The organism is Staphylococcus parequorum (genome assembly GCF_039237145.1).
Classification (GTDB): domain Bacteria; phylum Bacillota; class Bacilli; order Staphylococcales; family Staphylococcaceae; genus Staphylococcus; species Staphylococcus equorum_A.
The window spans coordinates 991,435-1,017,824 of sequence record NZ_CP150682.1; the positions used below are offsets into that span (position 1 = coordinate 991,435).

The 26,390-nt window shown below is 31.8% G+C and carries 20 protein-coding genes and 2 pseudogenes; 13 read left to right on the forward strand and 9 right to left on the reverse strand.

Going from position 1 to position 26,390, the window contains the following annotated elements:
* Positions 1 to 91: 91 nt before the first annotated feature.
* Positions 92 to 1,783, reverse strand: a complete 1,692-nt coding sequence (locus AAA453_RS04560; protein WP_427706587.1) for a CDP-glycerol glycerophosphotransferase family protein — start codon at positions 1,781 to 1,783, stop codon at positions 92 to 94.
* Positions 1,784 to 2,019: 236 nt separating this feature from the next.
* On the opposite strand from AAA453_RS04560, the gene AAA453_RS04565 reads away from it, so the two are divergent.
* Entirely contained in the window at positions 2,020 to 3,621 is a 1,602-nt protein-coding gene (locus AAA453_RS04565) for an L-lactate permease (protein WP_427706589.1), read from the forward strand.
* A 270-nt stretch (positions 3,622 to 3,891) separates the two neighbouring features.
* On the opposite strand, the gene AAA453_RS04570 is transcribed toward AAA453_RS04565, so the two are convergent.
* Complete coding sequence (locus AAA453_RS04570) at positions 3,892 to 5,049, reverse strand: glycosyltransferase family 4 protein (RefSeq protein WP_427706591.1); 1,158 nt, start codon at positions 5,047 to 5,049, stop codon at positions 3,892 to 3,894.
* A gap of 390 nt (positions 5,050 to 5,439) precedes the next feature.
* On the opposite strand from AAA453_RS04570, the pseudogene mqo reads away from it, so the two are divergent.
* Positions 5,440 to 6,917: pseudogene (gene mqo, locus AAA453_RS04575) on the forward strand (malate dehydrogenase (quinone)).
* An 89-nt stretch (positions 6,918 to 7,006) separates the two neighbouring features.
* Here the strand turns inward: mqo and AAA453_RS04580 are convergent.
* Both AAA453_RS04580 and AAA453_RS04585 read right to left on the reverse strand, forming a co-directional pair.
* Positions 7,007 to 8,374 carry a HAMP domain-containing sensor histidine kinase gene (locus tag AAA453_RS04580; protein ID WP_427706593.1) on the reverse strand — a complete coding sequence of 456 codons (1,368 nt, stop codon included), beginning with the start codon at positions 8,372 to 8,374 and terminating at the stop codon, positions 7,007 to 7,009.
* Positions 8,367 to 9,041, reverse strand: a complete 675-nt coding sequence (locus AAA453_RS04585; RefSeq protein WP_069817568.1) for a response regulator transcription factor — start codon at positions 9,039 to 9,041, stop codon at positions 8,367 to 8,369. Before AAA453_RS04585 ends, AAA453_RS04580 begins: the two co-directional genes overlap by 8 nt.
* Before the next feature lie 155 nt (positions 9,042 to 9,196).
* Here AAA453_RS04585 and AAA453_RS04590 point away from each other — a divergent pair, with 155 nt between their 5' ends.
* Positions 9,197 to 10,249 (forward strand): ABC transporter permease, encoded by a 1,053-nt coding sequence (locus AAA453_RS04590; protein WP_427706595.1) that lies wholly within the window; start codon positions 9,197 to 9,199, stop codon positions 10,247 to 10,249.
* Entirely contained in the window at positions 10,249 to 10,917 is a 669-nt protein-coding gene (locus tag AAA453_RS04595; protein ID WP_002506847.1) for an ABC transporter ATP-binding protein, read from the forward strand. The genes AAA453_RS04590 and AAA453_RS04595 overlap by 1 nt, the downstream gene beginning before the upstream one ends.
* A gap of 206 nt (positions 10,918 to 11,123) precedes the next feature.
* Here AAA453_RS04595 and AAA453_RS04600 read toward each other — a convergent pair whose 3' ends face one another.
* Positions 11,124 to 12,095, reverse strand: coding sequence for a YdcF family protein (locus AAA453_RS04600; RefSeq protein WP_427706597.1), 972 nt, complete (start codon positions 12,093 to 12,095; stop codon positions 11,124 to 11,126).
* 216 nt (positions 12,096 to 12,311) lie between these two features.
* On the opposite strand from AAA453_RS04600, the gene AAA453_RS04605 reads away from it, so the two are divergent.
* The 3 genes from AAA453_RS04605 (at position 12,312) to AAA453_RS04615 (ending at position 16,021) form a co-directional block, all read left to right on the forward strand.
* Positions 12,312 to 12,776 carry a MarR family transcriptional regulator gene (locus tag AAA453_RS04605; protein WP_069817575.1) on the forward strand — a complete coding sequence of 155 codons (465 nt, stop codon included), beginning with the start codon at positions 12,312 to 12,314 and terminating at the stop codon, positions 12,774 to 12,776.
* Positions 12,777 to 13,170: 394 nt separating this feature from the next.
* Positions 13,171 to 14,562, forward strand: coding sequence for a zinc ribbon domain-containing protein (locus AAA453_RS04610; protein ID WP_427706599.1), 1,392 nt, complete (start codon positions 13,171 to 13,173; stop codon positions 14,560 to 14,562).
* Between the two features lie 247 nt (positions 14,563 to 14,809).
* Positions 14,810 to 16,021: a multidrug effflux MFS transporter gene (locus AAA453_RS04615; protein WP_427706602.1), complete on the forward strand. Its 1,212-nt coding sequence runs from the start codon at positions 14,810 to 14,812 to the stop codon at positions 16,019 to 16,021.
* A gap of 114 nt (positions 16,022 to 16,135) precedes the next feature.
* On the opposite strand, the gene AAA453_RS04620 is transcribed toward AAA453_RS04615, so the two are convergent.
* Positions 16,136 to 16,684 carry a TetR/AcrR family transcriptional regulator gene (locus tag AAA453_RS04620; RefSeq protein ID WP_285323694.1) on the reverse strand — a complete coding sequence of 183 codons (549 nt, stop codon included), beginning with the start codon at positions 16,682 to 16,684 and terminating at the stop codon, positions 16,136 to 16,138.
* A gap of 128 nt (positions 16,685 to 16,812) precedes the next feature.
* Between AAA453_RS04620 and AAA453_RS04625 the strand changes: the two genes are divergently transcribed.
* The 3 genes and pseudogenes from AAA453_RS04625 to AAA453_RS04635 all read left to right on the forward strand — a co-directional run bounded on the left by AAA453_RS04625 (position 16,813) and on the right by AAA453_RS04635 (position 21,047).
* Positions 16,813 to 17,460: an HlyD family efflux transporter periplasmic adaptor subunit gene (locus AAA453_RS04625; protein WP_427706604.1), complete on the forward strand. Its 648-nt coding sequence runs from the start codon at positions 16,813 to 16,815 to the stop codon at positions 17,458 to 17,460.
* A gap of 12 nt (positions 17,461 to 17,472) precedes the next feature.
* The gene (locus AAA453_RS04630) at positions 17,473 to 19,374 is read left to right on the forward strand and encodes a DHA2 family efflux MFS transporter permease subunit (protein WP_427706607.1); all 1,902 of its coding nucleotides are present in this window, start codon (positions 17,473 to 17,475) and stop codon (positions 19,372 to 19,374) included.
* A gap of 72 nt (positions 19,375 to 19,446) precedes the next feature.
* Positions 19,447 to 21,047, forward strand: a pseudogene (locus AAA453_RS04635) (IS3 family transposase).
* A 134-nt stretch (positions 21,048 to 21,181) separates the two neighbouring features.
* On the opposite strand, the gene AAA453_RS04640 reads toward AAA453_RS04635, so the two are convergent.
* Positions 21,182 to 21,823, reverse strand: coding sequence for a hypothetical protein (locus AAA453_RS04640; RefSeq protein WP_427706609.1), 642 nt, complete (start codon positions 21,821 to 21,823; stop codon positions 21,182 to 21,184).
* 279 nt (positions 21,824 to 22,102) lie between these two features.
* Here AAA453_RS04640 and AAA453_RS04645 point away from each other — a divergent pair, with 279 nt between their 5' ends.
* The gene (locus tag AAA453_RS04645) at positions 22,103 to 23,002 is read left to right on the forward strand and encodes an alpha/beta hydrolase fold domain-containing protein (RefSeq protein WP_427706611.1); all 900 of its coding nucleotides are present in this window, start codon (positions 22,103 to 22,105) and stop codon (positions 23,000 to 23,002) included.
* 196 nt (positions 23,003 to 23,198) lie between these two features.
* On the opposite strand, the gene AAA453_RS04650 is transcribed toward AAA453_RS04645, so the two are convergent.
* Entirely contained in the window at positions 23,199 to 23,600 is a 402-nt protein-coding gene (locus AAA453_RS04650) for a hypothetical protein (protein WP_285323699.1), read from the reverse strand.
* Positions 23,597 to 24,082 (reverse strand): thioesterase family protein, encoded by a 486-nt coding sequence (locus AAA453_RS04655; protein WP_427706614.1) that lies wholly within the window; start codon positions 24,080 to 24,082, stop codon positions 23,597 to 23,599. Before AAA453_RS04655 ends, AAA453_RS04650 begins: the two co-directional genes overlap by 4 nt.
* Positions 24,083 to 24,233: 151 nt before the next feature.
* Here AAA453_RS04655 and corA point away from each other — a divergent pair, with 151 nt between their 5' ends.
* Together corA and fni are read left to right on the forward strand one after the other, a co-directional pair.
* Entirely contained in the window at positions 24,234 to 25,181 is a 948-nt protein-coding gene (corA, locus tag AAA453_RS04660; RefSeq protein WP_427706616.1) for a magnesium/cobalt transporter CorA, read from the forward strand.
* A 74-nt stretch (positions 25,182 to 25,255) separates the two neighbouring features.
* Complete coding sequence (fni, locus tag AAA453_RS04665; protein ID WP_069817586.1) at positions 25,256 to 26,299, forward strand: type 2 isopentenyl-diphosphate Delta-isomerase; 1,044 nt, start codon at positions 25,256 to 25,258, stop codon at positions 26,297 to 26,299.
* Positions 26,300 to 26,390: the final 91 nt, after the last annotated feature.

Below are 26,390 nucleotides of genomic sequence, written 5' to 3' on the forward strand. Positions count from 1 at the left end.
AAATGATATACACAATAAAAAAGGCTAGGAGATCTCATTACTGTAATGAGTTTTCTTAGCCTTTTTAATGTAAGTTTAACGATATTTTATGTTAATTATAAGTTTTATTACACTTTTTAATAATATGAGACAGGGTTTCAAAAGCATGATTATCTTTATTGATAAAAGAATTGGAATGAATCTCTGTCATTTGATGACTAATTAAATCATTTAGCAATGCTTTAGCATCACTATATCTAACAGTAGCTAATGAATGCATAACTTCATCGTAGACGCCACGTTCAGAAATGTATTTAGCATGATTTGGTGTGTACTGACAAACAGTTTTATTAATTGTTAATGCATCAAAAATAATAGAAGAATAGTCTGTGAGTACAATGTCTGAAACTAATAATAAATCTTGAACTTCTATATGTGACGGTGCAAGAATTGCATTTTCAGGAATATAAGAAGATTGATCTTCAATATGTCCTTTAAATACAACATTATATTTATTGAGTAATCCATCACTAATAGGTAATAAATCTGAATCATCGTGGTGAGATTTCCATGTTGGTGCATAAAGTAAAGTTTCTTTTTCAGGGTCTAACTTCAATTCTCGTTTAATAAAAGAAATATAATGGTGATCTGTTTGTTTATCTAGCAAATATCTATTTCTAGGATAACCGCAGTTTAAAATATGTGTTTCTTGTTGCGGAAAAGCAGATTTGAAATATTCTATAATAGATTCACTATCACACACAAAATAATCTTGTTGTAACCATTTATTGTATTTACGTGCGCGGTAATTGTAAATATTTAGATTTTGTGACGGTTCATTACTATCTAAAAACAGTTTTTTTATGGGCGTGCCGTGCCAAAGTTGAATAACAGTTCCATTGGGTTTCAGTGTGTCTGGAATATTACTTTCTAATATCACTACACATGCGCTTTCTATAAGCTCTTTTGCTTTTGGATCATTTGGCTTAATGAAGTTTGGACCATTGACATCATCGGTTATAAAATATATTGGTAATTTTGAAAAATGTTTTGCAAAGTGATTGAACAAGTAACGAGAATTACCTCTAAAACCATAATCAAAGCCTAAGAATACAATATGATTTTTAACTTTTGACGGGTTTTTTTCATATATGTAGCTTTGCTCTCGATGTTTTTTAACTGACTGGCGTTGCATCATATTGAATAACCAGTGAGGCATTTTGAAACCTGTAGAATTTAACCATTTATCAGTAAAACGCATTTGTTCTGGCGCTAATGTTTCATTTGTTTTAAATGGAAGTCCATGTTTATGTTCATATGCTAATTTATTTAAATTGAACTTTGTCGTGTTCAATGGTGTCAGTTTATGTATATCCTTCCATATCTTATTACTTGTAGTGAATGAATGACTGAAATCAAAAGTGACATGACTGTCAGTAGCAACATCATCTTGCAATAGTGATATTAAAGCTAAGTCAAATACATTTTGTATATTAAAGTCATCTATAATACGCTGCGTTGTTTCTATATGGAAAATGATGTTTGGATAGTGATTAATATTTTCTATCCAGTCATTAAATGTAATCTCTAATTTACCAAAATAACGACAATCATTTATATATTGTTGGTTAACAGTATAGTCAGATACAATCGTGCAAGGTTTCAAATTAACTGCATCAATCATATTTTGGTGTATTTTTATATTCTTGTTTATTACAACAAAATGTGTATAATTTTCTAGTGTTGCTTTTTTTAGTTGAGTTTCTAAATGTTGCCACTCAGCTAATTCAATTTGTTTTATCATTAATATCCCTCTACTTAATCATTATTGTTACTATTTTACCACGGAGTGCACTTGAGATAAATGAATCCCTTGTACAGCAGGTTTTAAAATTTTAAACTTCGTGTTACGCTAGAAAAAATAACGAAAGTTTTAAAAAGTATATTGTATTTAAGACAGAAAATGTTATAATTTCATTGTGAAAAAAATCACAATAATAAACTACCCCAAAATTAAAATAGAAAGAAGTAGTGAAACGAATGTTTGTAGAAACTTTTAACCCCTTTAACAATGTATTAGTCTCATCTATCATTGCAGCGATTCCTATTATTTTATTCTTGTTATGCTTAACTGTATTTAGAATGAAAGGGATATATGCTGCAATAACTACTGTAGTCGTTACATTAATCATTGCAATATTGTGTTTTAAACTACCAGTAAGTATTGCTTCTGGTGCAGTTGTCGAAGGATTTTTCCAAGGTATCATACCTATTGGTTATATTGTTATCATGGCAGTATTATTATATAAAGTCACAACTGAAACAGGGCAGTTCCAAACTATCCAAGATAGTATATCTAGTATCTCACAAGACCAACGTATCCAATTATTACTTATTGGGTTTGCGTTTAATGGGTTCTTAGAAGGTGCTGCAGGTTTTGGTGTGCCAATTGCAATCTGTGCACTTTTACTTACTCAACTTGGTTTCGCTCCATTACAAGCAGCGATGTTATGTTTAATTGCAAATGCTACGGCAGGGGCGTTTGGTGCGATTGGTTTACCTATTACTGTAATTAATACTTTAGGTTTACCAGAAGATATTACAGGTATGGCAGTCTCACAAATGTCTACGCTAACTTTATTCATTATGAATATGGCGGTACCATTTCTATTGATATGGATTATTGATGGTTTCAAAGGTATTAAAGAAACATTGCCAGCCATCTTAATTGTAAGTATTACTTATACAGTATTACAAGCTGTAATTACATTATTTGTTGGACCTGAATTAGCAGATATTATTCCGCCATTAGGTGCAATGTTAGCATTAGCTTTATTTTCTAAAAAATTCCAACCAAAACATATCTTTAGAATTAATAAAGAAGAGAAACCACAACAAATTGAGCAACATAAAGCGAAAGAAATTGTTTATGCATGGAGCCCGTTCTTTATTTTAACTGTATTTGTAATGATATGGAGTGCACCAAATTTCAAAGCACTGTTTGAGCCAGGTGGCGCATTAGAAGCGTTCGTCTTTAACATCACATTACCGGGCACATACAGTGAGATTGCAAATAAAGCAATTAGTCTTCCATTAAACCTAATTGGTCAAACAGGTACAGCCATTCTTTTAGTAATAATTATTACTATTTTAATGTCTAAACGTGTTGGTTTTGCTGATGGTGGTCGACTATTTAAACTTTCATTTAAAGAACTTTGGTTACCAATCATCACAATATGCTTTATCTTAGTAATTTCAAAACTTATGACGTATGCAGGGTTAAGTAATGTAATTGGTGAAGGTATTGCAAAAACAGGCGCTATATTCCCATTATTATCTCCAATTTTAGGTTGGATTGGCGTATTCTTAACTGGATCAGTGACAAATAATAATACGTTATTTGCGCCGATTCAAGCAGCTGTTGCAAATAATATAGGAGCAAGTGGTGCGTTACTCGTTTCTGCCAATACTGTTGGTGGTGTAGCAGCGAAACTTATATCTCCACAATCTATTGCAATCGCTACTGCATCTGTTCAACAAGTTGGTAAAGAATCTCAACTGTTGAAAATGACATTACGCTATAGTATTGCGATGCTCGTATTCATATGTATTTGGACATTTATCTTGAATTTCTTTGTATAGAAATAAATAATTAAAAACGACTACACATTATTTGGCTGTCGACAAAGTCTGTGACTTTGTTGGCAGTTTTTTTGTGCGCTTTCCACAAGTATAAATTTGACTTCACTATATAAGTTTCATACTCGCTTGCCTAAAGCACGGCCTCAGCCTGTATTCTTCAGCTTGTGCTATTCTACTGGACGGAGCCAAATCACTGTCGATACTTAGGTTTAAAAAAACAAATCAAACGTCATAATTAACGTTTGATTTGTTTACGTTTTGGATAAAGTACTATGGCGTGTGTGAATTTAGCATATTTGAAAACTGTTGATAAACAGCTTCAGGAGCATAAGCAGCTACGGTCTTGAAACCATTTTCTATAAGGACTTGTTCTTTGAATTCTTGATTGATTAGTCTACGTAGTTTATTCGATAATTCAGTCACGTTCGTGTGATCTATTAAATAACCATTCACGTTATTTTTAATAATAGAATCAGGGCCAGCGTTTCCACTAAAGCTTACTACAATATTACTTTGGTTCATGGCTTCTAAGATAACCATGCCGAAACCTTCGTTACGCGAAGGAATGACTGTAATTTCACTAATTGCTAATTTTTCGTTTAATTGTTGCGTTGAACCTTGTAGTAAAACAATATCTGATAAATTATAACGATCAATAAGTTGTTGTAGCGCTTCTCTTTCCTGACCTTCTCCGAAAATGTGTACTTTATAGCCAAATTTTCTGACGATATGTTGAATAGGATTAATACTATCGATGAGTAAGTCGAACCCTTTTTCATATTCTAAACGACCAGCTGCAGTAATTATTTTTTCTTTTGTGATAGTAAGTCTAGGTTCATCTAAAATGTTTGGAACAACATAAACAGGTGTTTGAATAAATGATTGATATTTAATTTTATCTACAGTAGTAAGTGTAGTCACTTTATCTAAAGCGGTATATGCATCAATGATTTCTTGTTGAAATGCTTCGGGATGGGCTTCAAAATTCATGTGCTCCATGCCAATGGTTTCAATGTTGTTTTGTGCGTATTTTGCAATCAATATATTAAAACTGGCTCTAGTTCCGATTAGAACATCCGTATCAATTTTACGGATGGATCTAATCATTTTTTTCTCTATATAATGTGAAAATTGATTTAAACCCGGTTCGTTTTTTGAAAGTACTTTAGGTTTAGAAAATGAAGTGTATTTATTGATGCGGTTAAAAAATAAATCTTTAAAATTTTTAGGGTGTAACTGATAATTGATCAAAGGTTTTATAACTATAGAATCATGGAGTTCGAAATAAGGTTTTATATCACCTTTAAATACAGAAATGATTTCGATTTTATGACCTTTTTTAGCTAGCGTATTAGCTAATTGTGAAATAGACTTTACAGTGCCACCCATAGCATAAATATTATGCATGAAAAAAGTGATTGATTTCATCCGAGAACCTCCAAATGTTTCTTAACTTAAATTAGAATTCATTATATCATGAATTGTATGATGTTTTTTTATGAGTAGTATCAAACTTATTTAAGTATTTAAAAAGCGTATTAACGTCTTTTTAGAAGATATAATAGAACTTTTATTTAACAGTTTGGTTAACACATATTAACAAAATTTGTGTAGAATTACTGAAAGCCCTTTTTTCATAGGGCAATTACGTATATAATTAGAGAAGTATAAAGATATATTTCGTTATTTTTACATTTTAATCAATTATAACGGCAAGGTTTTTTTATTTTTTAGTTATAGAAAACGCTTCATCCCATTTTTTAAAAGGATAAAGATAACGTTTCTATAAACATATATAAAAGGGGGACTGTGTTTGTTATGAGCACAAAACATAGCAAAACAGATGTCATCTTAATCGGTGGCGGTATCATGAGCGCAACATTAGGAACTATATTAAAAGAACTCGCACCAGAGAAAGAGATTAAGATGTATGAAAGGTTATCTACACCGCAGAAGAAAGTTCTAATGGTTGGAATAATGCAGGAACCGGTCACTCTGCATTATGTGAGCTGAATTATACAAAAGAAAATAAAGATGGTTCAATAGATATAAATAAGGCCGTAAAAATTAATGAACAATTCCAAGTTACTAAACAATTTTGGAATTACTTAGTTAAACAGGGTCAACTTACGCAGCCTGAGGCGTTTATTAAGCCTGTACCTCACATGAGCTTTGTACAAGGCGTCCGAAATGTAGATTTCTTAAAAAGACGTGTGGAGAGATTAAATAAAAACATTCTATTCAGTAATATGGAAATTACTGATAATAAAGATAAAATAGCTGATTGGGTGCCACTGATGATGGAAGGTCGTACATCTCATGTACCAGTGGCAATGAGTTATGATAAAACTGGCACAGATGTTAACTTCGGTGCACTAACTAAAAAGTTATTTGAAAACTTAGAAGAAAAGCAAGTTGAATTGAATTATGAACATGAAGTACAAGATCTTAAACAACGTGAAGACGGTGTTTGGGAGATGAAAGTTAAAGATTTACAAACAGATATCGTGACATTTGTTGAAAGTGATTTCGTGTTCATCGGGGCTGGTGGGGCAAGTTTACAATTGTTACAAAAAACAGGTATTAAAGAATCTAAACATGTTGGTGGATTCCCTGTAAGTGGCTTGTTCTTAGTATGTAAAGATGAATCTATTACAACGCAACATCTTGCTAAAGTATATGGAAAAGCTTCAGTAGGAGCGCCACCAATGTCAGTACCACATTTAGATACACGTTACATAGATGGCAAACGTACAATATTATTTGGTCCATTTGCAGGATTTTCACCTAAATTCATGAAAACTGGTTCAAATATGGATTTAATTAAATCTGTGAAGCCAAATAACTTAATTACAATGCTGTCTGCAGGAATTAAAGAAATGAGTTTAACAAAATATTTAATTTCACAACTTACCCTTTCAAATGAAGAGCGTATGGAAGACTTACGTCAATTTGTTCCTAATGCTAAGAGTGAAGATTGGGAAATTGTTGTAGCTGGTCAACGTGTGCAAGTTATAAAAGATACAGAAAATGGTAAAGGAACATTGCAATTTGGTACAGAAGTTATAACTTCTGAAGACGGTTCATTGTCTGCATTGTTAGGTGCGTCGCCTGGTGCTTCTACAGCAGTAGATATTATGCTTGATATGCTTAAACGCTGCTATGGTGAAGAATTTAAACAATGGGAAGATAAAGTAAAAACAATGGTACCTTCATATGGCATGAAATTATCAGATAATGAAGCACTTTATACGAAATTGAATAAAGAAATCACGAAAAATCTAAAAATAAATTAATATTGCTTTAGCATTGATATAATAATAAGAAATGAAAATAAGCGCACGGCTAATCTAGTATCATACTAGGCTAACCGTGCGCTTTTAGTTTAACTTTTACGGATTTCGATAGAGAATGTAGTGCCCTTATTTTTTTCGCTTACTATGGATATCGTACCTCCATGTAGTTCAAAAATGGCCTTAGCAATAGCAAGGCCTAAGCCATTACTGTTGTCATGGTTACTTGCTTTATAAAAACGTTCGAACAAACGAGATTGGGTTTCTTCAGTCATACCCTGACCATCGTCTGTAATCGTACAATTGATAGAATCTAAATCTTGTTTGAGCATAATATCTATCGTGCCACCTTGAATTGAATATTTAATGGCATTTGTAATGAGGTTTTGGAATGCTTGATGTAATAAGCGTTCGTTACCAATCATTTCAATATTCTCTAAATCTGACATAATGATTAAATCTTTTTCATTGGCAGAAAATTGTTCATGGCGAATAATTTGTTTTAAAAGTTGGTTAAGTTCAATGTGATCTTTAAATTCAAGATGTGCACCATTATCAATTTCCGATAACAGTAAAAGTTCTTTTGTTAATTCGCTAAGTTGTGTAGTGATTTGGTAAATATCATCAATATAGCGCTCACGTTCTTGATCACTCTTAGCGAATTTGAGCTGATCAAGTAGATGATGAACATGGGTTAATGGTGTTTTTATTTCATGAGAAACGTTCTGAACGAAATGTTGTCTCATATCATCTAATTGTTTTAATGAAAGTCTCATTTTATCAAATCGGTATTGTAACGTGCCTAATTCATCTTTACGGGTGATCTTAATGGCCGTATCAAAATTACCTTGCATAAGACGTTCTGTCGCATTTTTCAATTGTTGAATGGGTTTGATTAATGTATAAGTTGAAGAAATAACTAGAATGATAGAGATAATGAGTAATAACGATATTAATATCGCTAAGAATATTCTAAATTCACTAAATGTTTTACCAATATCTGGTCTCATGAAGACAGCATAGTTTTGACCTTTGGATTCAAAAGCAATACCTACTGTGTTTTGAGTAGTGTTTTCAAAAAAACCAGTAATAATAGGCGCGTAAGGTAAATTTTTAATACCATGATAATCTTTACCGTTTAGTACGCTTTGAACTTCTTGTGGAGCTATATTATCTTTTCTGAATGGTTCACCATAGTATGTTCTTTTTCCGTTTTCTGAAATAGTCATAATTTGGTAGTTCATTTCACCTAAATGTTTGAAAAATGGTGGATAGCTATCTATTTTTGATTCATTTTGGTATTCCATCGAATCTTTTAAAGTACGCATAATTTTTGCATCATTATTTTCTTTCAAAAAATTATGATAAATAATATTTGTACATAAAAAACTGACTGCTGCACTGAAGAGCATAACAACAATGGTATACACTGCAATGCGTGTATAGAGTGATTTAAACATGATCATCCACCTTATAACCCAATCCACGCACTGTATGAATTGTTACTGATGCTTCCAATTTTTCAAGCCTTTTTCTAAGACGTTTAATGTGAACATCGACAGTGCGTTCATCACCTTCATAATCAAATCCCCATATTTTTTCTATTAAATCATCACGGTTAAAAACTTGTCTTGGATGAGAAGCAAGGATAAATAGTAATTGGAATTCTTTATTAGGCAAATTCATCGTTTTAGATGCTGTTTGTAATTCTAAATACGCTTGATTAATCGTCAGGTTGCCAATAGTAATTTCATTATTAGCATTAATATTATAGCGTTTAAGCACAGCTTTAATTCTGAAAATAAGTTCTTTCACTTCAAAAGGTTTCGTGACATAGTCATCCGTGCCTGTTAAATAAGCTTGCTCTTTATCGCTTAAAGCATCACGTGCAGTTAACATGATGACCGGCATATTGTAATCTTCTTTTAAAATCTTACAAAGCTCAAAACCGCTCATGCCACCCATCATAATATCTACAATGGCAATGTCTACTTGATTGGATTCAAGGTAGGATAATGCATCTTCAGCACTTGATTGCGTAATTGTTTCTAATCCTTCACGACTAATATAATTAGAAACATACTCTAAGATTTTTTTGTCATCATCGACAATTAGACAAGTTGTCATGGGCAATGTCTCCTTCTTCATTTTAATGTCATTATAAACGTTACTAAATGACTTAACAAATAACAAAAGTTTTTAAAAATGAACATGAGTTCATATTGAGTTCACATAAGGAGGATAAACTCTAGATATAAGTTTTAGAGAAGGAGTGGGAAATAATGAAATTAGCATGGCAGGAGATTAAATATTATAAATTCCGTTATATTTTAATTATGTTAATCATTTTATTACTAGGTGTTATGGTCTTATTTATTAGTGGACTAGCACAGGGGTTAGCGAGAGAAAATATATCGATGTTAGACAACATGAAAACTGAAAAATATGTTTTACAGGACAATAAACAACCACAAATTGAGAAATCAATTATCAAACCAGAACACCAAAAAAAAATAGAAGATATTACAAATCAAGAACCATTAAAATTAGCGTCACAAACATTAAAAATTAATAAAGCCGAAGAAGATGTTGTGATGATTAATACAGTAGATAATGACAAGCCTGAATTGGCAGAAGGTAGTTATCCAACAAAAGATAATGAATTTGCAATCAACAGCAAGCTTACTGCCGAAGGTATAAACGTCGGTGACATGGTTGAAGTTAAAGATGGTAAAGAATTAAGAGTATCAGGTGTTATCAACGATACGATGCATTCACATAGCTCAGTCGTGATGATGAATGACAGTGGTTTCGACAACTTGAACAAACAAGTGAGTACAGTTTATCCTGTTAAAGACTTAACAAGTAAACAACAAGATGAAGTAAATAAAATCTCAGATGTCAAAGTATTTACACAAGATGATATTACAAGTGAAATACCAAGTTATCAAGCAGAGCAAGCGCCATTAAATATGATGATTGTAAGTTTATTCGTGATTTCAGCGATCGTACTTAGCGCATTCTTCTATGTTATGACGATTCAAAAAATACCAGAAATCGGTATCTTAAAAGCAATTGGAATCAAAACAAAACATTTATTAAGTGCATTATTAATTCAAATATTAATTACTACTATGATCGGTGTATTGATTTCTGTCGGCTTCGTGAGTGGTTTATCATTAATTATGCCAGTATCGATGCCATTCCACGTAACAGCATCTAATCTATTATTAGTTGTAGGCGTATTTATTGTAGTGGCAATTATAGGTGCGGTATTATCATTCATTAAACTATTTAAAGTAGACCCTATTGAAGCAATTGGAGGTGGAGAATAATGAGTTTACAAGTAAAAGATATTAAAAAAACATTTGGTAAAGGTCCATCAGAAACCCCAGTATTAAAAGGAATAAACTTTGAAGTGAATGATGGAGAATTCGTAATATTAAATGGTGCGTCAGGTTCAGGTAAGACAACATTGCTTACTATTTTAGGTGGTTTACTCTCACAAAATAGTGGTGACATTTTGTATAATGGTTCTCCGTTATATGCAGGAGATAAAAAAGCATCAGAATTAAGATTGAATGAAATTGGATTTATATTTCAATCTTCACATTTAGTACCTTATTTAAAAGTGAAAGCACAGTTAACGACAATAGGTAAAGAAGCTGGAATGTCTAAAAATGATGCTAATCAAAGAGCGGAAATGTTATTAAAACAAATAGGATTAGAACACCGTTTAAATGTATTTCCACATATGTTATCTGGTGGGGAGAAACAACGTGTAGCGATTATGAGAGCATTGATGAACAATCCTAAAATTATACTTGCGGATGAACCTACAGCAAGTTTAGATGCAGAACGTGCAACTGAAGTTATTCACATGATTAAAAATCAAATACAAAGTAAAAAAATGATAGGTATAATGATTACCCATGATAAACGATTATTTCAGTATGCAGACAGAGTAATTGAATTAGATAATGGTGTAATAGTGAATTCATAGACCATAAAAGTTCAATTCAGTCAGCCACTGACAATATAAAACAAGAGGTTGAGACATGTGATATGTCCCAGCCTCTTGTTTTTTTACGTTCTCATTCATCTTATGTTTATTGCCAATAATTAATGCTTAGCACTATGTCACGTTGACCTATTTGCTAAATTGATATTTTTAATTGATTTAAGTTGGTTGTTTTTAAAATTATATATCTACAGAGTAGGGATATGCCACAATGCAAAAATACAAGCAAAAAACAATGTAGCGAAGTAGACTGTTAGCAATAACTTGTATTGATACATTAATGCTAAAAAATCTCTAATTAAAGCAACTTCAAAAAAGTGATAGGGCGTATGACTTCCTACACCTGTTAATTTAAGGTCTAACTTTTGGCCGAAGCGGACTGCACGCATAATATGAAATTGACTTGTAACACAGACGATCTTAGGTTTTATATTAAATGACTGTTGTATCAGTGATTTTGTAAATTTAATATTTTCGTATGTACTCGTAGATGCATCTTCCATTAAGATTTGATTTGGATTCACGCCACGGTCAACTAAGTAACGAAACATGGCCAAAGCTTCAGATATAGGTTCATCCGGACCTTGTCCGCCACTTACGATTAATTGCGCATTTGGTTGTTGATTAAACAAGGCTAATGCTCGATCTAATCTACTAGCTAGCATAGGCGTGACATGTTCATTAAAAATACCTGCACCTAAGACGAGTATTGTATCAAATTTTGCAATGTGTTGCTGATTTAAATAACAAGAAGCGCAAGATACATAACAAATAAAAGTGAAAATTGCGCTAAAGGCAATCGTTGCTAACCATAGAAATACAACATTAAATGCAAACGGTAGCAAGCTAATGTAGGCACAAGAAAGTGTGAAAACAATGACTTTAAAAGATAAGCGATAGAGTCGTTTTAAAAATAGCGCGCTCATACGATATTGCAGTATATGTTTGTGTTTTATATGTACTAATAAGAAACCAATAATCATCACAACAATGATATCTATAGGGATATGATGAGAAGCAATACGTAATATAATTACAATATAACCTAACATTACCTGGGAAATAAAAATATTGATATTTGCAAAATATTTTAAATTTAAATACATACTTACGAAAATAAGTACTGTCAGTATACTACAGAGTAGTGCCAGAATATTCATGTTTCACCCCAGTATTTTATAGTATATTAAATGTAGTTGAATCTATTAAAATAAGCAAATGTATAAAACGTTACTATTAATATTAAGCAATACACAACATCCATAAATGGATGCATTATATATTTTAACTTTTATAGAAGTTAAAATATTGATACTATTAATATAACAAATAACAAAATGATATTACATATAGTGGAGATTGAAGAGGTGCAACCAATGGTGAAAAATTTAAGTAGTCATATAGAATTCATGGGAGAATTCATAGATGATGTAAATACATTATTAGCTAAATTATTAAAGGCGTTAAGAGAAGAGTACAATGTATCAAAAGAACAGGCAAACGTTATTTTAATGCTTGAAAATGGAAAAGCGATGACTTTAACAGAAATAACAGAACGTCAAGGCGTAAATAAAGCTGCCGTCAGTCGAAGAATAAAAAAGCTAATTCAAGCTGAGGTTGTACAATGGGATAAATCTGAAGATACAGGCGATCAACGATTAAAATATATTAAATTAACTGAGAAGGGCAAACAGTTTAATAGAAAAAGTAAGTCTATTATAAATGACATAGTGAGTGATATGCTGCATGATTTATCAGATGATGAAATTGAACAAGCACGTTATGTATTGGAAATCATTGATCAAAGACTGAAGAACTTTAATGTCAAACATCATTCGTAACATTAATTAATATTAGTATGGTAGGACGAATCTAAAAACACAGCAAGTTATAATTAGATAAATATGAGTCTTATTAAGTGGCTGTTAGCATCCAAGCTAGGGTGACTAGTAGCTGCTTTTATTTTATGAATTATTTAGTTATAAAGTTTGTAGATATATTGTTTTGAACAATGGATGATCCAATGACAGAACTGAAGCATTAGACTAAATGCGTATATCAATTTTTAAGCAAGGCACATATAATAAATATTATAGCTATTAAAATATACATTATAATACTTCAATTATGCATAGGTATAGTAATTTATACAGTATTAATCTGACATATAGTTTCAACCTATAATGTGTTAAAATAACGGGATAGTGTAAAAATCGAGGGTAAAGAGGTGATAAAATGCAAAAATGTCCAAAGTGCGGAGAAAACATAAGAAATGGGCAGAGAAGGTGTAGTCATTGCGGTTATCGAGCAAAACAAGACGATTCAGAAAAAATGACGCGCTCTACAAAAACAAATAAAAACACAGCAAACATTAACGCACGTAAAGTTATTCCTTTGGGGATTGCATTCTTTATCCTTATCTTACTGATCATTGTTTTTTTCTTAGTAAGAAATTTTAATTCACCTGAAGCACAATCAGAGATTATAATAAATGCAGTAGATAATAACGATACGCAAAAACTTTCAACGCTTTTGAGTACCCAAAATAACAGTGTTGATGAAAATGAAGCTGAAGCTTATATTAAATACATAAAAAATGAAGTTGGAATGGATAACTTTGTGAAAGATGTAAATAGTAAAATTGCGAAATTGAACCAAAATGATACAAAGAATTCAGGTTTTGTCACAGCCAAAAATGGAGAAAAAGTTCTGAGAATCAGTAAAAATGGAACACGTTATTTAATATTTGATAATATGAGCTTTACTGCACCAACTAAAGAAGCAATTGTGAAACCTAAACAAAAAACAACTTATAAATTTAAGGCAGATGATAAACAAAAAACAGTAGTTGCTGAGAAAAATAAGCCAACTTCTTTAGGTAAATTTATTCCAGGTGATTACACACTTGAAGCTAAGAAAGAAATGGAAAACGGTCAATTCAATGGTCACCTTAAATTCAACTTTAATAACAGCAACAATGAGTCAGTTGATGTTATTGAAGATTTTAACGAGGCATATGTACAAGTTGAATTAAATGGTGCATCCGAAATAGATACAGATTCAGTTAAGGTGAAAATCAATGACAAAGCTTATGATTACGCAAAAGCTAAAGAATTTGGTCCATATCCTAAAACAAAAGATATAACAGTATCTGCTGAAGGACAAGCGAAGAAGAAAACATTTAAGTCAGCAGAAACAACAGTGAAAACAGATAACCTCAAAGATAAAACACAGGTTACTTTAAACTTTGATGATGATGAAATTGAGAAGTATGTTGAGGAAAAAGAAAAAGAAGAAAATAGTTTTAGAAATAAGGTGTCTCGTTTTTTCGGTGAATACACTGCGGCAATGATTAGCGCACGCAGTCAAAGCAATTTTAATTTAGTATCATCTTATATAAAGAAAGATAGTGAAAAATATAAGGATACTAAAAAGGACGTTAAATCTAATGAACTATTCTATCTTCAACAACCACAAATCACTGATATTGTAAAAGAAGGCAAAACATTCTACGTTACGGGCCAAGCATTAAAAGAAGATGGCCAATATGGTGAGGTAGAATATCAACTTGAAGGTAATGACAAAGCGAATGATTTAAAAGTAGTGAAATACTCAGAGGAAAGTTAAATATTTGAAAATTTAATGCAAAACGTACTTTTTATAGTTACCTTGTGGGAGCAGGAATACGATATCAAATTTTGATTATGTATTCCTGCTCCCTTTGTCTTTTACATATCAATTTAACTTCATCTATTTAAAATTGCGTTCGCAAAGGCTATAATAATAGCAATAAACTTTATCTTATAATGATATGATATAAAGTATTAACTAAGTAGCTAAAATTGCTAGAGCTTCAACATTGGGGAGAATAGAAATGTCTAATTATCAAGAGCAAAATAAGAATTCCTTACTGTTTGTTATTATCTTAGGCGCGTTGACTGCGATAGGGGCATTATCTATTGATATGTTCTTGCCAGGTTTGCCGCAGATACAATCAGATTTCAATACAACAACATCTAATTCACAACTTACATTATCTTTGTTTATGATTGGTTTAGCATTAGGTAATTTATTTGTAGGTCCGATATCAGATGCTATAGGACGAAAGACACCACTAATCGTAGCTATGGCGTTATTTACTTTGGCAAGTATAGGTATTATTTTTGTTGATAATATTTGGTGGATGATTGCCTTAAGATTTGTACAAGGATTTTGTGGTGGAGCAGGAGCGGTGATTTCAAGAGCGATATCAAGTGATCTGTATACTGGAAAACAATTAACTAAATTTTTAGCGTTACTTATGCTAGTAAACGGTGTTGCACCAGTATTAGCACCAGCACTAGGGGGCATCATTTTATCATTTTCTACGTGGCGGATGGTCTTTGTCATATTAACTTTATTTGGTCTGCTTATGTTATTTGGAACGATATTTAATATTAAAGAGTCATTGTCAACTGAACAACGAGATAGCCCACATCTCGTAAGTATTTTCAAAAGTTTCAAACGGTTATTAGCAACGCCTCGATTTGTATTACCTATGCTTATACAAGGTGTGACCTTCGTTGTTTTGTTTAGTTATATTTCTGCATCTCCTTTTATTGCACAACGCATTTATGACATGTCTGCTCAGCAATTTAGCATTATGTTTGCATCTGTAGGTTTAAGTCTCATTATCTCTAGTCAATTAACAGGTAAGTTAGTGGATTATATTGATAGACAAGTTCTTTTACGTGTATTAACAATCATTCAATTAGTGGGTATTGGGTGGATAAGCATTGTTTTGTATATGCATCTATCTATCTGGCTATTGTTTATAGGTTTTATTATTCTTGTGGCTCCTGTTACAGGAGTAGCGACACTAGGATTCTCAATTGCAATGGATGAGAACACAGGTGGCAATGGAAGTGCGTCTAGCTTATTAGGATTAGTTCAATTCTTAATAGGTGGCCTTGTATCACCACTAGTAGGTGTAATGGGGGAAGATAGTTATATACCCTACGTTACAATTATATTGATAGTAGGGGTATTATTGATGATACTTCAAATAATAAATTATTTTGTATTTAAACGTGTAGCACCTAAATAGTAAATTGGTTAAAGAGAAAATGAAAAACGGCTGTTAGATTCCTTAGTGGATACCTAGCAGCCGTTTTTCATTTATGTACTTTAGAAATATCGTAATACGAAAGTGATTACAGTATTAACGCCCTAATTTAATTGCATTTGCAAGTAAAATTTGTGCCATTTCATTTGGTGATTCAATACAACCTTCTCGTATCCAATAATAGATAATACCAAGCTGTCCCCCAATAGCATACGTAACAAACTGTTTTTTATTTGCCACGGTCGTATAATCATCTAACATTTTTGTATAATTGAGTTTGGTTTCTTTAACATAATCGCTAAATAAGTCACGATTTGGATTTGTGACAAATATTGCGTGAAAGAAGCCATAATGACGATGGATATAGCACAAAATAATTTTGAAAAATTTATATAATTTCTCGTAGTTGATTTCTGTATGTTCAAAGCTATTGTATAAGACATCTAATAATTTTATATACTTCTTTAGGTGATAAGTTTGAATTGTAGATAAAAGCTCATATTTATCTACGAAATAATCATAGAATGTCGTTCTGTTAACGCCACTATAAGCGCAAATCATTTTAATAGTAATATGTTCAAATGGATGTTCTTCTAATAGGATAATCATATTTCGAATGATTTTATTTTTAGCTGTCTGTCTCATTTTATCTCCTTCAAAATAACATATGATTACTTACCCGACACATTTAGTAGAAGTGTCGGTGTTTTTTTATTTAGCATGACTCTATAATATATAAGGTGAATTTTAAAAGCAAATAGGAGGAAAGTGTAATGAAGAAAATGGTGTTAATTAATGTCATTACCATTGTAGTTCTTGTAATAATAGGAGTAGTTGGTTTCCACTTTTATAATCAAGCTACAGGATTTGTCAGTACAGATAATGCCAAAGTTGACGGAGAGCAAATTAAAGTTTCAGCTCCATCAGCAGGCGAAATTAAATCTTTTGACGTTAAGAATAATGAGAAGTTAAGTAAAGGCGACAAAGTTGCAGAAATCGCAGCAAAAGGTGAAGATGGCCAATCACAAGATATGGATATTAAAATGCCCCAAGATGGAACGATTGTAAAAACAGATGGTATGGAAGGTTCAATGGCGCAAGCTGGAACGCCAATTGCCTATGCTTATAATTTAGATGATTCATACATTACTGCAAATGTTGATGAAAAAGATATTGCGGATGTTGAAAAAGGTAAAGATGTAAATATAACACTAGACGGTGAAGATGCTGAGCTTAAAGGTAAAGTAGAAGAAGTTGGTAAAGCAACAGCTTCAAGTTTTTCAATGATGCCTTCAACAAACAGTGATGGTAACTATACTAAAGTTTCTCAAGTAGTACCTGTAAAAATCTCACTAGATTCAAAACCATCTAATAATGTTGTTCCAGGAATGAACGCTGAAGTCAAAATTCATAAAAACTAAGGAGGGCTTGAAATGACAATAGCCTTCATTATAATTTACGTAGTCATAGCGCTCATTCTTGTCGGATTATTGAATCTATTTATCACTAAAAAAAATAAGAAGAAATCAATGCGACAAATGGAACATGCTAAGCATGAAAACAACACATCGAATGAAACTTATCAATCTAAATTTAAAGTAAGAGACAATGAAAAATCTAGCGAAACAATGTCACAATCTGAAGAAACACATCATACAAGTGAAAATGTTACATCGGATTCTGGTGTACTTGATGATGAAATTGAACACTCAAATACAGAAACAGAAGAAGTACAACAACAAACTGATTCTGATCACGAAAAGATAAATCCAAATTCAGAAGAAGCCCAAGTCAATGAACAGCTAAAAGCTAAACATAGTTCATTTATGTTTGGTAAGGGTGCTACACAAGGCAAAGTTTTAGTAGCCATGATTTTTGGTATGTTCATTGCAATTTTAAACCAAACATTATTGAACGTGGCTTTACCAGAAATCAATATTGATTTTAATATTTCTGCGAATACGGGTCAGTGGCTGATGACAGGATTTATGTTGGTCAACGGTATTTTGATTCCTATCAGTGCGTATTTATTTAATAAATACTCTTATCGTAAACTCTTTTTAGTTGCGATGGCATTATTCACTCTGGGCTCTTTAGTCTGTGGTATATCAGGCTCGTTTGGAATGATGATGGTAGGACGCGTATTGCAAGCCATTGGCGCAGGTATATTAATGCCGTTAGGTACAAATGTATTTATGACGATTTTCCCACCAGAAAAACGTGGTGCGGCAATGGGAACGTTAGGTATCGCAATGATCTTAGCACCAGCGATTGGTCCAACATTATCTGGATATATCGTTGAAAATTATCAATGGAATGTTATGTTCTATGGTATGTTTATCATCGGACTTGTAGCTTTAGTTGTTGGTTATATATGGTTTAAAGTATATCAAGAAACGACAAACCCTAAAGCAGATATTCCAGGTATTATCTTTAGTACTATTGGTTTTGGTGCGTTATTATATGGTTTCAGTGAAGCAGGAAATAATACATGGACTTCACCTATAGTGTTAATTTCATTAGTGCTAGGTGTTATTTTTATTATTGCCTTTGTTATCAGAGAACTTACAATGCGTGTACCGATGTTAAATCTAGAAGTATTAAAATATTCTGGTTTCACTTTAACAACTGTAATCAATATGATTGTCACAATGAGTTTATTTGGTGGTATGATTCTGTTACCACTATATTTACAAAATCTAAGAGGATTCAGTCCAATGGAATCAGGTTTACTATTATTGCCAGGTGCATTAATTATGGGAGTAATGGGTCCAATTTCAGGTAAATTACTAGATACAATTGGTATTAAACCGTTAGCCCTTATAGGTACAGCAATTATGACTTATGCAACTTGGGAATTGACTAAACTTGATATGAATACAACATATGCTCACTTAGTAGTAGTTTATATGATTCGTTCATTTGGTATGAGTTTTATCATGATGCCGATTATGACTGCGGGTATGAATTCCTTGCCACAACGTTTGATTTCGCATGGTAATGCCTTATCCAATACATTAAGACAACTTGCAGGTTCTATAGGCACAGCCTTATTAGTGACTGTAATGTCAACACAAACAACTGAACATATCGCTGCTTATTCACAAGATTTAGATAAAACAAATCCATTTATTAAAGATCGTTTACAAGAAATGGCTCAAGCAATGGGTGGCGAACAATTGGCGACATCACAATTGTTAGAATTTGTTCAGAAACTCGCATCCATCAATGGTGTGAATAGTGCATTCTTAATTGCGACAGGTTTAAGTGCGCTTGCATTTATATTGAGTCTTTTCTTAAAAGGGAAAGAACATTATCTATCGAAAGAGAATTAAAGTAACTATAAAATATTAAAGCGTGAGGATAAAATTCTCATTCCAAATTAAAAGAACCAATCCGTTAGTTTGATATGCTCCCTTCAAAGTAGACACTTAAAAAGTAAAAACTTTGAAGGGAGTTTTTTTGTGTCTCAAAAACTTAAAGTAGATTTAAATTCACTTCTTATTGCCTTTGACAAATATGAAGAAGGCATGAGTTTTGCGAATATTGTAGATGAATTAAACCTAGATATTCATACAGGTATATTAAGAGATAAATACTATCAATATTTAGATAAAGGTATGGAATCGTTGATTCCAAAATCAAATAACAATAGTTATTCAAAAGAATTTAAAATGAACGTTGTTGATGAATATTTTCATAGTGAGTTATCTTATCGAGATTTAGCGATTAAATACAACGTGCCATCACATAAGACTATAATTAATTGGACAAAACGTTATACTGAGGATAAAGAGAACCAAAATTATTCTTCAATATCTGAGGTGTATATAATGAAAGCGAAAAAAACGACTTATGAAGAAAAATTAAATATCGTTAAATTTTATCTGGATAATGAATTAAGTTACAAAGAAATAGCCCAAAGATTTAATGTTACTTACGGTCAAGTGTACCAATGGATACAAAAATATAAAGAGCATGGCAGCGACGGTCTAATCGATGGTCGAGGTAAAGGTAAACCTCAATCAATATTAACTTCTGAAGAAGTTAATGAAGCTGAAATTAAAGCATTAAAAGAACGTAATAAAATTTTAGAAATGGAAAATAAAGTTTTAAAAAAATATCAAGAAATAGAAAGAGAGATGATGAATCAAAAATCAAACAAATCACGGCATACGAAACGATCCAAACGCTAAAAGAAGAATATCCTGTTCAACAACTATGCCAAACGCTTGGAATTTCAAGATCCAGTTATTATAAATGGATTCATCGCGTACCTACACAAAGAGATGTAGAAAACGAATCTTTAATGGAAGACATACAAGAAATATATGATAAATATAAAGGCATTTATGGTTACAGACGTATTTACATTTATATTCGAATTAAATTAGGTAAAAAAGTGAATCAGAAGCGTATTTATCGATTAATGAAAAAACTGAGACTAACTGCTGTCATACGTCGTAAGAGAGCACCATATAAACGCTCAACGCCTCAAATCACAGCTGAAAATATATTGAATCGTGAATTTCAAGAAGATAAACCTAACGTTAAATGGTTAACTGATGTAACTGAGTTTCGACTTAAAGCTGGAAACAAAGTATATTTAAGTGCTATTTATGATTTAGGTACAAATAAAATAGTTAGTTATGAAACAAGTGCTTCAAATAATAATCAACTCGTATTTAACACTTTTGATAAAGCAGTATGTAATATGGACTCTACCGAAGGTATTCTTTTGCATAGTGACCGAGGGTACCAATACACATCTAGGCGATTTAGAGATAAATTAAATCGCTTTGGCGTAATTCAAAGTATGTCGCGTGTTAGTAGATGTATAGATAATGGACCAATGGAAAGTGTTTGGGGGATTATTAAAAGTGAGATTTATAGAGGAAATAAACATTATTTATTTGAGAATATAGAAAGAGCTAAAATTATTATAGATGATTATATTCATTTTTTTAATAATGAGCGCATCACATTAAAAATGGCTGATCTCGCTTAATACGAGATCAACCTAAAATTTAATTATTTACTTGTCTACTTGACTGGGTGCAGTTCAGTTGTTTAATGGATTGGTTCTTTCTATTTTAAATTTAGTTGTATTAGTTTAATGAATCAATGCTTATGCTTTGGATATTAAGCACGTATACGAGGTTTACGATTTCTAAAAAGCATACTAATGATAATCAAAGCAATACTACATCCTAAAAGAATGAGCGCATTATGAATTGCGTCGGCTTCTGTCAATATATCAATAGGCCTAACTGAAACGTAATATTGATTCATTGAATCGGCAATACGTTTAGCAATATTTTTAATTAAGTAAGAAAAACCAAATGTAATAACTAACATAATAGCAATAACAAACATATTGACAACTTTTAATGCAGTTCTATTAAAAATAATCGTAAAAATTGTTAAAATGATACTAAAAATACAAGCAATAAAAAATACATAAAACACTAATATTAAACGATCGATACTTGTTTGTAAGTTATCAATGTTTTCAACATTGATATTTAAGTTAGAGAAGCTATTGATCGTTTCCTGAAAGTTTGTAAGTTGGTGGAAGTTAATCGTTTCTTTGACAAATACTAGATTGAAAATAGGTTCCTTAAACATACTATAGCCTGTAATAGCTACTAATATTAATACGATAAGTTGGATAAGTATGTTCACCCAAGAAAGTTTCTTTTTACCGTAGCGAGATCCTCTTTGCATAGGCTCGCTCGTTAATGTGTGCTCAAAATCGGCAAACTGTTTGTTTTTTTCGGCCATAAGGTGCTCCTTTCGCTAAACTAATATTAACATCTTCTTATTTTATGACTTTTGTTTTGTTATAATGCTTAATAACTGATACATTTTAATTATCGATAGAATGTATTTAATATTCAATAGCATTTAAAATAGGGGTTTTTTATGTTACTTACATTATATTATATCTTCTTTTTTATGTCATTGTATTAATTTTACCATAACATTAATTTTTAAATACTAAATTATATTAAAAAATTCTGATAAAATGCACATTAAATATAGAGATTGGGTTGATTATGAATGAAATCAAGACTGACAACAAAATTTATCAACAAGTATTTATTACCACATAGATCAATTTTATTTGAAGGTGAGCAAGATTTTGAACGATTTTTAGATACAAGGTTAAAAATGAATGAAAAAAAGCATAAACAACCAGAAACATTAAATGTAAAATCTGATTTGGATAAGCAAACTATAGGGAACATGCAGCTTTTCAGATTTTGTTTTAGGCATAGTCGCAAGAAAAAAATACTATATATACATGGTGGCTACAATGTATTGCAACCGTCAGCATTTCATTGGAGATTAATGGATAAGCTCGCATTAAGTACATTACATGAAATTGTTATGCCAATTTATCCTAAAGCACCTGAGTACTATATTGATGACACATATAGTGCTATTTTTGAAGTGTATAATCAATTATTATCCGAAGTGAGTAGTGATGAAATTGTTATTATGGGTGATGGGACTGGCGGTGCATTAGCATTAGGCTTTATGCAGCAATTGCAAGATAAGCAACAACCCTTACCAAATAAACTTTATTTACTGTCACCGCTTCTAGATGCGGATCTACAAAACGAAGCGATTACAGAAGAATTAGAAAAGAAAGATGTCATTCTAAATAGATATGGTATTCAAAAAATTATGCGCCATTGGTCAAAAGGTTTTTCACTAGATGAACCTAAAGTTTCACCTATTAATGGGAATTTAAGTCATTTACCACCGATATTTATGTTTGGTGGTACGCGTGAAATTTATCAACCAGATATGAAAAAATTGGTTGATATTTTAGAAGAGCGTCAACAACCCATACATTATTATGAATATAAAAATATGGTTCATGCATTCGAACTTTTGCCTATTAGAGAGTCTCATAAAGTGGTTAAACAAATCGTTAATACAATTGATGTATAATGTACGATAAAGTTAGTTATTTCAAATGAAAATCCAACTTACAAAGGCAAAGGATATAGAATAAAATAAAACGAGGCTGGGACATAAATACTTGTCTCAGCCTGAATTATTTTCTAGTCAGCTTTGCCGAGGTGACTCATACAACGAAATCTTTTTAGAAACATTAGATTTCTGTCCCACTACGGTTTCATTGCGTTTAAGTATTTATAAGTGTGTTAACTGTATCAATAACTAATTTTTGACCCCTTAGATTATAGTGAGTGGCTAAAAATAATTCAAATTCATCTTGAGGTTCAATCATTGAACTAAAGTTAGAAGCAGATGTTTCAAATTCTTCAGAAGTAATAAGCGTGTAATTATTATAATGTTCAATGAATGTACGGTCATCTGTATATGTTTTTAAAAGCGTATGAATGGCATCGATTGCCTTCTTTTGACCTTGGAGATAGCTTATATCTAAACCTCGCTTAATGAGTTTACTATCAGGGCCATTAATAACGAGACTTTTATTTTGGTTAAGTTCACTCAGTTCAAATTTAGTATTATCAAATAAATCATAAAGTTGTAATTGTACGATTTCTCTTATACTTTGTGTCATGAATATGCATCTCCTTGTTGTGGAATGTTGATACGATGACCTAATTGTTTAGGCCACTCGATGCGTCCTTGATTATCATAGTAACTTACAATTTGATCTAAATAATGTTGAGGGAATGGGGCTGATTTTTTAGTCTCTCTGCTAATACCTAACATCATAGCTTCATTTGTAGCTACAGTCGTCCCGTCTTGTTGTTTCATTATACAGAAGAAATGTACTCTCTTAACATCATAATTATATATATATACACTGATGTAGAATTGGTCATTTTCAATTAATTCCGATAAATAAGCAGTCTGTTCCTCAACAGTGAACATTGTATAATTTAATGCTTTACGTTCTTGAAGTGATAAACCATGCTGATAATTAAATTGGTTAATTGCGTCACTAAAAACCATATTGTAGTTCGCATCATGTACGTGTCCGTTATGGTCAATCATTTCTTGAGCAACAGTTTGAACTACTGTAAAAGGCTTTTCCATGTAAACAGCTCCTTGGTTGTTAAAAACAAAAGTAATAGTTAAATTTTAACATGTAAATGTATTTTCTAAAGAAAAATAACTAAAACTTACCAAACCATACATACGGTCTATTTCATGGTAAAATAGAAGAAATGATTTGAGGAGGGAAATTATGAGTGTGACAATAAAATATCAGACTTCCAAAGAAACTTTAACTCAAGTTAACCACTTTAAAGAAATTCCTGAATCAGCTACTTTTATCTGGTGTGATTTTAATGATCCATCTGATGAAGAAAACGAGATGTTACAATCCTACTTTAATTTTAATCAGCTTGAAATTGATGATACGGTAAATGGGACTCCAAGAGCTAAATATAAAACCTATGATACTTATCAATACATAGTGTTTCATAGTGTTGACTCGCAATATAAAGGAGATAAAGTTCTGAATCTGTTCATTAAAGACAACATGTTAATTACATATCATCATAAGCCCTTTGATGTATTACAAGAAGTGGAACAGTATATCTCAAGTCATTATGAATCGGATTTAGATGCTTCAGATGCGATACTTTATATTTTGGACGAAGTTGTAGATACTTATTTTGAATTAATTTATGATATCGAAAATAAAGTCTATGAGTTAGAAGATAGAGAAACACATGGTAGCTCAACTAAAGAAATAATGGATGATGTATTTAAAATACGTTCAAAAATCATAAAATTAAAGCGTATTATATATCCAATGAGAGAATTAGTAGAGAATATGAAAGAAAGCAGTCAATTACTTGTAGATGACAAAAATCATATGTATATTCAACATATAGACGATCATATGATTAAACAAGAAAATATAATGAACTTATCACAAGAAATGACAGAAGAAATAAGGGATAATTATTCGTCATATTCATACTATAAGATGAATAGCATTATGCAAATACTTACTTTAGTATCTGTTGTATTCCTCCCACTAACATTAATTACAGGTATATATGGAATGAATTTTTCAAATATGCCAGAGCTTAAATGGCATTACGGTTATTACATTGTGCTTGCAATCATGTTAGCGATTAGTATAGGGAGTATTTTTTATTTTAAAAAAGAAAAATGGTTTTAATTTTATATTTGAAAATATAGGTAATGTTTTAAATAATAGAGTGAACATAATAAGGATTGAAAGTAGGGCAAAAGATGAGTGATAATAAAAGAGAACAAAGAAAGAATGAGCACGTAGAAATTGCAATGGCACAACAAGATGCTACAATTTCAGATTTTGATGAAATAAGGTTTGTCCATCATTCAATTCCGAATATTGATGTGGATGATGTTAATATACAAAGTGAATTAAAGGACTTTACACTTAAGAAACCATTATATATTAATGCAATGACAGGCGGCAGTGAATGGACGAAAGAAATCAATGAGAAGCTGGCAATCATTGCACGTGAAACTGGGATGGCAATGGCTGTAGGATCTACACATGCTGCTTTACGTAATAGTAAAATGATTTCATCATTTAGTGTAGTAAGAGAAACAAATCCTGATGGTATTATATTCAGTAATGTTGGTGCAGATGTGCCTGTAGATAAAGCAGTTGAATCAGTGAAATTACTTGATGCACAAGCGCTACAAGTTCATGTAAATGCACCCCAAGAACTTGTCATGCCAGAAGGGAATAGAACCTTCTCTACATGGATGGAAAACCTTGCGCAAATTGTAGCACATGTGGATGTACCAGTAATTGTTAAAGAAGTTGGCTTTGGTATGAGCAAAGAAACAATTAAACAATTGTATGAGATTGGAATCCGATACGTTGATGTAAGTGGACGCGGCGGTACAAACTTTGTAGATATTGAAAATGAAAGACGTACGTATAAAGATATGGATTATCTTGGTTTATGGGGTCAAACGACTGTTGAATCATTATTAGAAAGTACTGCACACCAGCAAGATATGGATATATTAGCAAGTGGTGGTGTGAGAACACCATTAGATGCAGTGAAATGCCTTGCATTAGGTGCGAGTGCTGTTGGTATGTCACGACCATTTTTAAACCAAGTCGAGAACCATGGCATTACAGAGACAATTAATTATACTGAACAATTCACAGAGCATATGAAGAAAATTATGACCATGCTTGATACGCCAACAATTAAAGATTTAAAACAATCACAAATGATCTTTAGTCCTAAGCTAGAATCATGGATAGAGCAAAGAGGATTAGATATTAGGTAATAAAAAGGATGGCTAAGACATAAATACTTGTCTCGGCCATCCTTTTATTCAACTGAGCATGTTTATATCTCAGTTTGATTCAAATGTCATT